Consider the following 11,601-nt stretch of genomic DNA (forward strand, 5'->3'; position numbering starts at 1 on the left):
GACCTGAATTTTAGAACATGAGTAATCCATATTACCTGAGTCACTTAAAAGAGCTGGAAGCTGAAGCGATCTTTGTGATCCGTGAAGTTGTCGCCCAGTTTGAAAAACCTGCACTGCTGTTTTCGGGCGGAAAGGATTCTATAGTCTTAGCCTATTTATCACGCAAGGCGTTCGCGCCGGCACGTATTCCATTTCCGCTGGTGCACATCGATACCGGGCATAACTTTCCCGAGACGATGGAGTACCGCGACTGGCTGGTAAATGAGCTCGGGGTAAAGCTTATCGTAGGCTCCGTGCAAGAAAGCATTGACAAGGGCCGCGCACGCGAAGAGACCGGTATCAACGCCAGTCGCAATGCCCTGCAAACCGTCACACTGCTCGATACCATCGAGCAACATAAATTCGATGCGGCCATGGGTGGCGCCCGCCGTGACGAAGAGAAGGCCCGTGCCAAAGAACGTTTCTTCTCACACCGCGATGAGTTCGGTCAGTGGGATCCTAAGAACCAGCGCCCCGAGCTGTGGAACCTGTTTAATGGCCGCAAACACATTGGCGAGCACTTCCGTGTGTTCCCGATCTCGAACTGGACGGAGATGGACGTGTGGCAATACATCTATAGCGAGAACATTCCGATCCCAACGCTTTACCTGTCGCACGAGCGCGAGGTGATCGAACGCGACGGCGCCTTACTGTCGACGTCGCCGTGGCTGAAGCTGAAGCCAGGGGAAATTCCGGTGAAGCGTATCGTGCGCTTCCGTACGTGCGGTGACATGCCGATCACGGGCGCAGTAGAATCGTATGCCGACACGGTCGAAAAAATTATTGAAGAAGTAGCCTCTTCGCGGAAGACGGAGCGGGGCACGCGCGCCGATGACAAGCGCTCGGAGACCGCCATGGAAGACCGGAAAAAATCAGGATACTTCTAAACCACACACTACTACCACCACCATGAGCAATATCAATAATCAGCTTCTGCGTTTTACAACAGCCGGCAGTGTAGACGACGGCAAGAGCACCCTGATCGGTCGCCTGTTGTACGACAGCAAGTCCATTTTTGAAGACCAGCTTGCCGCCGTGGAAGCTTCCAGCGCCAGGAAAGGATTCGACTATGTAGACTTGTCGCTGCTGACCGATGGCTTGAAGTCCGAGCGTGAGCAGGGCATCACCATCGATGTGGCCTATCGCTACTTTGCCACCCCCAAACGTAAATTCATCATTGCCGATACACCGGGTCATATTCAATATACCCGCAACATGGTGACGGGGGCTTCTACCGCCAACCTCGCGTTGATCCTGATCGATGCGCGTAAAGGGTTGGTCGAGCAGACCTATCGCCACTCGTTTATCGCTTCGCTGCTGAAGATCCCGCACATCATTGTATGCGTGAATAAAATGGACCTGGTGGAATACGACCAGTCTGTATATGATCGTATCGTGGCGGAGTACAAAGCTTTCTCCGCGAAGCTCGAGGTATCCGACATACAGTTTGTGCCCATCAGCGCGCTGGCGGGCGACAACGTCGTAAACCGCTCGGAGGCCATGAGCTGGTACCAGGGTGCGACGCTGCTGCACATGCTTGAATCCGTACATATTGAAAGCGATCATAACCATATCGACAGCCGCTTCCCCGTGCAATACGTGGTACGTCCGCAGTCGAAAGAGCATCACGACTTTCGTGGCTATGCAGGCCGCGTAGCCGGCGGTATCTTCCGTCCCGGCGACGATGTAACGGTGCTGCCTTCGGGTTTTCAATCCAGGGTAAAGGCGATCCATTTGGGCAACGAGTTGCTCGAAGAGGCCTTTGCGCCGATGTCGGTTACGCTGACGCTGGAAGACGAGATCGACATCAGCCGTGGCGATATCATTGCCAAGCCCAACAACCAACCGCAAGCCGAGCAAGATGTTGACCTGATGTTGTGCTGGATGAACCAGCGACCCGTCAACCTGAATGCCAAGCTTTATATACGCCACACCTCGCGGGAAGTCCGCGGTGTGCTGAAAGAGATTCAATACAAGCTCGACATCAACTCGCTGCACCGCCTGGAGAACATCGAACAACTGGTGATGAACGATATTGCCCGCGTAAAAATCCGCACGGCGCAGCCGCTGCTGATCGACAGCTATCGCAAGAACCGCATTACGGGCAGTGTGATCCTGGTAGACGAAAGTACCAACGAAACCGTCGCGGCGGGCATGATCGTTTGATGGATCTGCACGCATTGTTGCCCATTGCACTTCGCGCCGCCCGCGAAGCCTGCCAGGTAATTCTGGACGTATATACCTCCGGCGATTTTCAGGCAGAAGCCAAAGGCGACCAATCGCCCGTCACCCGTGCGGACAAGCTGGCGCACGCGGTCATTGCGGAGCATCTGGCGCCCGCCGGCCTTTTTGTGTTGAGCGAAGAAGGCAAAGAGATGCCCTATGATACGCGCAAAGACCTGCCATACTTCTGGATGGTCGACCCCCTGGATGGCACAAAAGAGTTTTTAAAACGCAATGGTGAGTTTACGGTAAACATCGCCATTATCCATCAGCAACGCCCCGTGCTGGGCGTGGTGGCTGTGCCCGTTTCAGGAGATGTATATTACGCCGTGGAGGGTCACGGCGCGTTTCGCATGCGCGCAGAGAAGGTGGAGGCGCTGACGCGTCGCACGTCGGTTACATTGGATCAACCGCGCTTGCGCGTAGTGGCCTCGCGTTCGTACATGAATGCCGAAACGAAAGACTTTGTGGATGCGCTGGAGGCGCCGTCGCTGTTGTCCAAAGGCAGTAGCTTGAAATTTTTGCTGTTGGCGGAGGGTGCCGCGGATGTGTACCCCCGTTATGCGCCCACGATGGAGTGGGACACTGCGGCTCCGCATGTCATTTTGCATGAGACCGGTCTGCGCATCCTGGAGGCAGGACTGGAGGAGGAGCTGGTGTATAACAAACCTTCCTTATTAAATCCTTCGTTTTTAGTGATATAGCTTTAGTATGTATCAGGAAAAAAACGCACAGGCACTCCCTGTGCGTTTTTTTTGTTGGTGAATTGAGGGTGTAGAAATTTAGCTACAGCTTTTTTTGTAATGTTATTGAAATATTTAGTTGAGTTCAAGATGCCTGATTCTGTGTTGTACAAACGATATAAGCGGGTATATACCCGACGCGCGGTAGAATCTTTTGTTTAAGTGTACGCTAAACTATTTATCTTCGTCAATGCCCGTCAATCAATGATTTATACAGTAATCGTTTGTATGCGCAATGTTATCGCAATGTCAATAAATCATGGAAAGATTTAAACGTCGAGTAAACTTATTCTCTGACGGGTCGGGTATTTTTACGCCTGCAACTTAAACTTAACCTAAATAAAAGTTATGGGGAAAATTTTACGTTTCGCCTGTGTGAGCATCGGCCTGATGCTGCTTACGGCGACTGTATCACTCGCACAAAGCGGTTCCGTTCGAGGAGCCGTGGTCGACAATGAGACGGATGAAACCGTTGTTGGTGCCAGCGTTTTGCTGAAGGGGACGTCGACTGGTGTTACCACGGATGCCGATGGTAAATTCACACTCGAAGGCGTTCCTGTCGGATCGGCAACCATTACGATTTCATTTATTGGCTATACCTCGAAAGAAGTAACCGTAACGGTTACAGCGGACAAGGCAGTCAATGCCGGAACGATCCGACTGGCGAGCGAAGCGATCGGTCTGGACGAGATCAGCATCGTAGCCTCGATCGGTATCGACCGGAAAACCCCGGTGGCGCTGTCGACTGTACGCGCGGAAGCGATTGAAACCAAACTGGGCAACCAGGAATTTCCGGAAATCTTACAGACCACACCCGGTGTGTATGTAAACAAAGCGGGGGGTGGTTATGGCGACTCGCAAATCACCATTCGTGGTTTTGAAAGCACAAACGTCGGTGTACTGATCAACGGTATCCCGGTAAACGATATGGAGAACGGTACGGTGTATTGGTCTAACTGGGTAGGTCTGGCCAATGCGGCGGGTACTGTACAGGTGCAACGCGGTTTGGGTGCCTCGAAAGTGGCCATCCCTTCAGTAGGTGGTACCATCAACGTAATCTCGAAGGCTTCCGCTGCGCAGCGCGGTGGTAGCATTTTCTATGGCGTAGGGAACAACAACTATCAGAAACAAACGCTGGCCCTAAATACAGGCTTGTCGGAAAAAGGCTTTGCGTTGTCGCTGTCCTTGGGTCAGACAAAAGGCGATGGCTATGCGGACGGCACACAATTCAGCGGCTACGAATACTATGTGAACATCGCGAAGAAATTCAACACGCAGCACGAGATCACGTTCACGGCACTGGGTGCGCAGCAGCGTCACGGTCAGCGTCAGAACCGCTCGTTGATCTCGACAATTCAAGATAACAAGCGTGGTATCCGCTACAACCCGGACTGGGGCTATAAGAATGGCGAAGTGGTATGGGCAGAAGATAACTTCTATACCAAGCCGTTGTTCTCGCTGAACCATTACTGGACAATCAACGAAACGACAGAATTGTCCACGGTAGCGTACGCATCATTCGGCACAGGTGGTGGTGGTGGTACCACAGGCGAGACGGCCTTGTTCAACTCGCAACGCACGGATGGCGCGATCGACTTCGACGCCATCATGGACCTGAACGAAGCTGCCGGTGCTGCCGGTTCACGCGCCATTCTGCGTGCTTCGCGTAACGACCACAAATGGTATGGTGTACTCTCGACGCTGAATAAACAAGTAAGCTCTAATTTAAACGTCCTCGGGGGGCTTGATTTTCGCTACTACTACGGCGAGCATTTTACGGAGCTGACCGACCTGCTTAATGGCCAGCATTACCTGGATAAAACGAACAAGAACAATCCGATGAGCTATGCCAAAGAAGGCGACAAGATCCTGTACAACAACGATAACGTTGTACTGTGGGAAGGTGCCTTCATTCAAGGTGAATATTCCATGGACAAGCTGACGACCTTCGTTACGCTGCAAGGTTCGAACACCAGCTACAAGCGCAAAGATTACTTCAACTACCTGGACACTGATCCGAACCAGGAAACTCCGTACTACAACTTCTTTGGCTGGGGTGCAAAAGGTGGTGCTAACTACAACCTGACCGACAACCACAACGTGTTTGCCAACATCGGCTACTTCGAGCGCGCTCCTTTTGTGGATGCTGTATTCCGTAACTTCAGGAACGACGTGAATAAAGATGCAGAACCCGAAAAGATCACCAGCTTCGAGCTCGGCTACGGCTATCGCAGTGGCATCCTGACGGCAAATGCCAACGTATACTACACCCGCTGGGCGGACAAGTTCTTTGCGCAGAACGTTGCACCGGCCGTGCCGGGAAGCCCGGCCCTAACGGCAAACATCCTGGGCGTAAACGCCGTTCACAAAGGCGTGGAGATCGACCTGAAGGCAACGCCTACCAGCAATCTGACCCTGAACGGTATGCTGTCGATAGGTGACTGGAGATGGCAGAACAACCTGACGGACGTGCCGGTATTCAACGACCAACAGGTACAGGTTGCTACCGTAAACCTCTACATTAAAGATACCCACGTGGGCGGATCGGCGCAGACCACCGCTGCGCTGGGTGCGCGCTATGAGCTTTTCAACGACTTCAACCTGGCCTTTGACTATACGTATTTTGCAAATAACTACGCATACTACGACGCGTTGACGCGCAGCAACGAAAGCTACAGCGGCAAAGACCCCTGGAAGATGCCTGACTTCGGCCTGGTGGACCTGAACGCTACGTACAAGTTTGCGATCTCGGAAGGCGTTAACGGTACGCTGTCGGGCAACGTGTATAACCTGTTCGATACCGACAACATCAAGAACGCCAACGACGGTTCTAACAGCGACTGGAATACGGCACTGGTGTACTACGGCTTTGGCCGTACCTGGAGCCTGGGCTTGAAAATTAATTTCTAATCCGAAAACACTGTTGACATGAAGAATTATTTCAAATATATGGCGGGCATTGCCTCGCTGCTGGCTGTCTTCGCGTGCGATCCTTATGAAGACTATTATGACGAGCTGGATGCCGAAAAAGCAGGAGAGGTTCCGTTCGATACAAAGGAGTTTGACTATACGCTGGCCGACGCCGACTACGAGCTGCTGGCGACGGTAGACGGCGGTGCGGACATCGCGGAAAACAAAGACTTCAGCTCGCCTGAAGAGGCCGGCCGGTTTATTCCGCAAATCCTGTCTACGCGGTTTCCGTTGTTGGGTGATGGCTCGCAGGCGTTGGTGACATACAAGCTGTATGCACCGGTTCGGATTCAAAAGAAAAAGAACTATACGATGAGCATCGCGGGCTATGACTCCATCAGGGAGTCCGCGCACACCCTGCAAAACGAAGCCGATGTTCTGAAGGCGGCCGCATACGCATGGCCGACCGCCACTGATCTGGATATGCTGTTGCTGAAGTATAATGCCCCAACTAAAGTCGACTCGGTCAGCAAGGTGGTTAACTACAACAAAGCCTGGTACCTGCCGTACATCGTTACGAAAGCAGACTACCGCTTTATGGGACAGTCGTTCGACAATTTCGACAACCGCACCACGGCGATCACACGCATCGCAGTGATGTTTAACCAGAAATATCCGTTTGCCGCTGTGGGTGATGCCCGCATGGGGTTGTATCAGTATACCTATGTGCCCGAAGGTGGCACGCGCGTGACAGAAGACGCCATAGCCCTGACTATTTACGACGGCACGAAATGGGTAGGTCAAACAGATGTGATCCCGGTGACTCTGCAATTCGGTCATGACGGTACCGCCTGGGCTCCGGACAATACCAAGACCTATACGCTCGCTGTTGCTGACTACAAGTCAATTGCCGCCAACAAAGGCCTCGACAACTCCGATGCTCAGAACGCCAACCAATATGGTAACTTCGACCGCCGCAGGGGCGCTGCCAACGAGTGGACTGACGCCGAGGTAGAGGCAGGGTTGGATTTCTTGCTAAACAGCCTTTTCCCGGATGCTGACGAAGGACAGAAGTATGCTGTGACCTTCGCGGTGTATACCGGCACTGCAGGGACGGAGACGTTTGTGATGATTAAGAAAGATGGTAAATACATTCGCTTTGTGAAGTAATTACCAATCGTATTAGGATAATAAAGAGGGTACCTGTCGGGTGCCCTCTTTTGCTTTATATGGGCCGGCCCGACAATCAAGAGGTCAGCAACAAGGGTAGTCGCAAGTTCACCGGGCAAGTCGGGATTAAACTTGCCCCTGCTACGTACCACAGGCCGCGGCATAACAGCGGTATTTGTGCTCGTATCTGCCGTACAGTCTACATCTTCAGTTGATATAGTATAACGATAAACCCTGCTCTCCGATATTTCCGCCACAGGGGCCTTCATCGCATATACATATCCTTCCGGCCCCTGCTCGACTTCCACTACCGGCACATCCCCAATCACCACCTCACTCACCGACTGCACCGCTTCCTTCCCAATCCCATCACCCCCAACTCCACCACCAGACGCAGTATCTTTCCCGCGCAATGCCAGGATCTTCGCCGCACCAACCCTTGCCACTGCTTTGATCTCCCCATATTCCCGGAATGCACCATATTCAATGCCAATCGACAACATCAACGTCCACCGGTCATCGGGCGGAAGCGCATCCATAGCCACGTCCAGTATTGTACTTTCCATTCCTTCCAACGAAGGGTTCCACATTGTCGAAATACTTTTGGAATAATAGGCTCTGTCGTACCAGGTAGGGGGCAGATACTCTTTGGCGGAGACATCAAACGCCACATCCGGTACAATGCCAAGCGTAACCGTCAGGCGAAACATCGCGTGGTTATTCTGTGGGAAATAGTTGATGTCGCGCATCAGCTCGGGAATTTCAATACGGGCGGAACGATTGGTGCGATCCATGGTATAGTATACCGGCGTGCGCACAATGGAGTCGAAGCTGGGCGCCTTTCGCATCGTTGAAAATCCTTCGAGCATGCGTGTGTGTTCGGAGAGCGTGATCCGGCGGCGACCCCATTCGCCGGTGCCGTCACGCAATTGTACCTGGCGCAGGATGCTGTTGATGTCACTGCCAAAATTATAGTCCGACAGGTGGCGGATCTGCAGCATTGCCATCCGCACATAGCTGCCGTGGCGCGAGCACCCGCCGAACTCCGACATGGTGTGACGGGTATTTTTAAAGCTGGGGCTCGTTTTTACTTTTTCGGCACTGGGCCCGCCCTTGCGCCGAACGACAATCTTGTCGACGCCGCGCATGCGGTAAGCGCTGAACTGGTCTAACGTGCCGGTAAAGGCAAAGGGTCCTTCGAGAAAAGGCATAGTCGATTGGTTTTAGGGTAACGAGAGGGATTTTCGACAACATTCAAACTTTTAACGGTGTCTGAATCGAATGTACGGAATGATAGGCAATTGTCGATATACTATATAAATTAAATTTTAAAAAAAAGTAGTTGAAAAGGGGATGTTCAATAGCTATATAATACTTGAATATCTGTTAAATAATACTTAATAATATATTGGATATCTATTCTATATCCTGGCTATTAGTGAGCTTTATACCGGATTTTTCAGGGCTTCTTACGTAGCGAACAACGAATCCTTTAAAAAATGTCCTATGAAGGGACGCCAGGTCTCGGGAAAATCACCCCGGCATCGTAAAAAATACCACAAAATAATAGCGACTTCTGTGTCGGGGAAAAGGATCGATCGATTTGGCGAGCGCTATGTCGCCCCAGATGCTTGGGAGCATAAAAGAGGACGCCCGTGTGGAGCGCCCTCAGATGATTGATCGTGATATCGTTTCCCCGGCGGTTTACAGACCCAGCGACTGGTTCTCGATCGAGGCGAGCTCCAGTACCTTCTCGTATTCAGCGGCCGTGAGGTCGTTGTAAAAATAGTGTACCGGGTCTACGTGGTCGCCATTGATCAGCACTTCGTAGTGCAGGTGGGGGGCGGTGGAGAGGCCGGTGTTGCCGACGTAACCAATGAGGTCGCCGCGTTTTATGGTTTGGCCGGAGCGCACGGCAAACTCGTGCATGTGCGCGTAGCGCGTGCGGTAGCCGAAGCCGTGGTTGACTTCTACCATTTTGCCATAGCCACTAAACTTGACGCTGACTTCGGCTACAGTGCCGTCGGCGGTGGCGTAAATCGGCGTGCCGATGGAGGCGGCGAAGTCGATGCCGGTGTGGAGCTTTTTCACTTTGTAAATGGGGTGTGTACGCCAGCCAAAGCCAGAGGCCAGGGCCACCAGCTGTTTGTTGGAGATGGGCTGTATGGCGGGGATGGCCGCGTAGAGCTTCTCTTTCTTTTCAGCCATCTTCACCACTTCGTCCTGTGACTTAGACTCGATGTAGATCTTACGGCGAAGCAGGTCGACCTTCTCGTTGAGGTCCAGGACAACTTCTTCGTGATCGATGTTTTTTTCGCGGATGTCTTTATAACGGTCTACGCCACCCACGCCGGCATCGCGGATGGATTTGTCGATGGGCTCGGCGCCCAATACCACGCGGTAAATGTTGTCGTCGCGGTGCTCGATGGCGCCCAGGATGTTGTTCATATTCTGAACGTCCTGGCTGAGGTTGTCGTAATAATATTCCAGCTCTTTGATCTCGTTTTTGAGAATGAGCTCTTTGGGCGATTCGAAATAATTGGTAAACAGGATCATCAGGCCGACGGCCATGATCATGGTGAGGGAAAGGATGCCCAGCGCATTCATGACCACATCGCTGGTCTTCGTTTTTACACGTTCGTACTTACAGGTTTCTGTATCGTAGTAATACTTGATTCTGGCCATGGTAACTACAAGTAGGTCTGCAAATTAACTAGATTGCGGCCGGAAAACCGGCATAATAGCGCTGTTACACTCGATAAACGGTCCTTCCAGCAGGTCAATGCAATATGGTATCGCTGGGAAGACGGCATCCAGGCACTGCCGGATGGCCTTTGGTTTCCCAGGTAAATTTACGATTAATGTCTGGTTTCTGATACCGGCAGTCTGGCGCGAAAGAATGGCTGTGGGTACGTATGTAAGACTTTTTGCCCGCATCAACTCTCCGAAGCCCGGCAGCATCTTTTGGCAAACCGCTTCGGTGGCCTCCGGCGTAACATCGCGCAAGGCAGGGCCGGTGCCACCCGAGGTAATGATCAGGCAGCAGCCGCGATTGTCGGCCATGTCGATCATCGTCTGCTCGATCAGGTGCTGCTCATCCGGAATCACGGCATATTCCTGTTCCCAGGGGCTGGTCAGGTATTCTTGTAAAGTCTGGGCGATGGCCTTGCCGGGGATATCTTCATAGATTCCCTGGCTGGCGCGATCTGAAACATTAATAATGCCTATGCGAATGGTCATGTCGGGCGATTTGACATGGCAACATTAATGATTGCTGCGTTCTGGTTCAAGTCTTCCGACCGAAGGGAGGGCGACTTGGACCTACCCCAAATGCCAGTCTTCAGACTGGCGGAGAACCTCGACGGATGCCAATCTAATGACCACCGGTTACATGTGACCTCGATGGCAGTCTGAAGACTGCCATTAGACAGGCACAAGTCGCCCTCCCTTCGGTCGGAAGACTGCGCCAGCAAAATCTTCGCTCTCACACTGTTTTCTTGCGGCCCTTTTTGAACACTTGCCGCTCTTTGGTAATGCCGCGGCGCAGTTCTTTTTGAACTTCTTCCGGCAAGGCTACAATGTCCTTGCACTCCGGCGAGCAGCAGTTATTGAATTCTTTTTTACAATCATTACATTGAATGAAGAGTAAATGACAACCATCGTTTATACAGTTAGTATGATCGTCGCAGGGTTTGCCGCATTGGTGACATACGGCGATGATGTCCTCGGTGATGCGCTCGCCTAAGCGCTCGTCGAAGACGAAGTTCTTTCCAATGAACTTGCTCTCGATTCCTTTGTCCTTGATTTCCTGTGCGTATTTGATGATGCCGCCGTTGAGCTGAAATACATTCTTAAATCCGATGTGCTTCATCCAGGCGCTGGCTTTTTCGCAGCGGATGCCGCCGGTGCAATACATCAGCAGATTTTTGTCTTTTTGGTCGCGCATCAGGTCTTCGGCTACCTGCAGCTCTTCGCGGAAAGTGTCTACGTTGGGAAGGATCGCGCCTTTGAAGTGGCCAACCTCGCTTTCATAGTGATTGCGCATGTCGATGATGATGGTGTTCGGGTCATCCGCGAGCTTATGGAATGCCTCGGCATCTACGTGGGTGCCGGTATTCGTTACATCGAAGGTGCTATCGTCGAGGCCGTCGGCCACGATCTTTTTGCGCACCAGGATCTTGAGCTTGAAGAAGGACTTGCCGTTGTCTTCGACGGCAACGTTCAGGCGCAGGCCATTCATCCAGTCGATGGCGTACAGGTGGTCGCGGAAGATCTCGAATTGGTGTGCGGGAATGCTGACCTGCGCATTGATGCCTTCGGACGCTATATAGATCCGGCCGAATACACCCAGGGCTTCGAAGTCGCTGTATAGCTGGTCGCGGAAGGCGACAGGGTCGGCCAGGTGGTGATATTTGTAGAAGGAAATCGTGACCCGTTTTTCCGGGGTGGCCAGCATCTTCTCCTTGAGAACGCGGCCGTCAATGCGGTTGTACAATGCCATGCGATTAATTGCAGG

The 11,601-nt window shown here is 52.3% G+C and carries 8 protein-coding genes; 4 read left to right on the plus strand and 4 right to left on the minus strand.

Translation table 11 applies throughout. The annotated features are described in order from the left end of the window. Positions 1 to 17: 17 nt before the first annotated feature. From cysD to KK062_RS04205, 4 genes are all read left to right on the plus strand, one after another. The gene (gene cysD / locus KK062_RS04190; protein ID WP_254082995.1) at positions 18 to 926 is read left to right on the plus strand and encodes a sulfate adenylyltransferase subunit CysD; all 909 of its coding nucleotides are present in this window, start codon (positions 18 to 20) and stop codon (positions 924 to 926) included. A gap of 22 nt (positions 927 to 948) precedes the next feature. Continuing rightward, positions 949 to 2,205, plus strand: a complete 1,257-nt coding sequence (cysN, locus tag KK062_RS04195) for a sulfate adenylyltransferase subunit CysN (protein WP_254082996.1) — start codon at positions 949 to 951, stop codon at positions 2,203 to 2,205. Continuing rightward, on the plus strand, positions 2,205 to 2,966 hold the full coding sequence (cysQ, locus tag KK062_RS04200; protein WP_254082997.1) for a 3'(2'),5'-bisphosphate nucleotidase CysQ: 762 nt from the start codon (positions 2,205 to 2,207) through the stop codon (positions 2,964 to 2,966). The genes cysN and cysQ overlap by 1 nt, the downstream gene beginning before the upstream one ends. A 387-nt stretch (positions 2,967 to 3,353) precedes the next feature. Beyond that, complete coding sequence (locus KK062_RS04205) at positions 3,354 to 5,915, plus strand: TonB-dependent receptor (RefSeq protein WP_254082998.1); 2,562 nt, start codon at positions 3,354 to 3,356, stop codon at positions 5,913 to 5,915. A gap of 941 nt (positions 5,916 to 6,856) precedes the next feature. On the opposite strand, the gene KK062_RS04210 is transcribed toward KK062_RS04205, so the two are convergent. The 4 genes from KK062_RS04210 to trhO all read right to left on the minus strand — a co-directional run bounded on the left by KK062_RS04210 (position 6,857) and on the right by trhO (position 11,586). Continuing rightward, positions 6,857 to 8,296 carry a hypothetical protein gene (locus KK062_RS04210; protein ID WP_254082999.1) on the minus strand — a complete coding sequence of 480 codons (1,440 nt, stop codon included), beginning with the start codon at positions 8,294 to 8,296 and terminating at the stop codon, positions 6,857 to 6,859. A 493-nt stretch (positions 8,297 to 8,789) separates the two neighbouring features. After that, complete coding sequence (locus KK062_RS04215; RefSeq protein ID WP_254083000.1) at positions 8,790 to 9,770, minus strand: M23 family metallopeptidase; 981 nt, start codon at positions 9,768 to 9,770, stop codon at positions 8,790 to 8,792. A 24-nt stretch (positions 9,771 to 9,794) separates the two neighbouring features. Further along, positions 9,795 to 10,325 (minus strand): molybdopterin adenylyltransferase, encoded by a 531-nt coding sequence (gene mog, locus KK062_RS04220; protein WP_254083001.1) that lies wholly within the window; start codon positions 10,323 to 10,325, stop codon positions 9,795 to 9,797. Between the two features lie 244 nt (positions 10,326 to 10,569). Continuing rightward, positions 10,570 to 11,586 (minus strand): oxygen-dependent tRNA uridine(34) hydroxylase TrhO, encoded by a 1,017-nt coding sequence (gene trhO, locus KK062_RS04225; protein ID WP_254083002.1) that lies wholly within the window; start codon positions 11,584 to 11,586, stop codon positions 10,570 to 10,572. Positions 11,587 to 11,601: the final 15 nt, after the last annotated feature.

Source organism: Dawidia cretensis, from assembly GCF_018598175.1.
In the GTDB taxonomy this organism is placed as follows: domain Bacteria; phylum Bacteroidota; class Bacteroidia; order Cytophagales; family Cyclobacteriaceae; genus Ohtaekwangia; species Ohtaekwangia cretensis.

What these genes read in the sequence shown, in the direction of transcription:
- cysD (WP_254082995.1), top strand. Translation starts at nt 18, where the DNA reads ATGAGTAATCCATATTACCTGAGTCACTTAAAAGAGCTGGAAGCTGAA.
- cysN (WP_254082996.1), top strand. Translation starts at nt 949, where the DNA reads ATGAGCAATATCAATAATCAGCTTCTGCGTTTTACAACAGCCGGCAGT.
- cysQ (WP_254082997.1), top strand. Translation starts at nt 2,205, where the DNA reads ATGGATCTGCACGCATTGTTGCCCATTGCACTTCGCGCCGCCCGCGAA.
- KK062_RS04205 (WP_254082998.1), top strand. Translation starts at nt 3,354, where the DNA reads ATGGGGAAAATTTTACGTTTCGCCTGTGTGAGCATCGGCCTGATGCTG.
- KK062_RS04210 (WP_254082999.1), bottom strand. Translation starts at nt 8,296, where the DNA reads ATGCCTTTTCTCGAAGGACCCTTTGCCTTTACCGGCACGTTAGACCAG.
- KK062_RS04215 (WP_254083000.1), bottom strand. Translation starts at nt 9,770, where the DNA reads ATGGCCAGAATCAAGTATTACTACGATACAGAAACCTGTAAGTACGAA.
- mog (WP_254083001.1), bottom strand. Translation starts at nt 10,325, where the DNA reads ATGACCATTCGCATAGGCATTATTAATGTTTCAGATCGCGCCAGCCAG.
- trhO (WP_254083002.1), bottom strand. Translation starts at nt 11,586, where the DNA reads ATGGCATTGTACAACCGCATTGACGGCCGCGTTCTCAAGGAGAAGATG.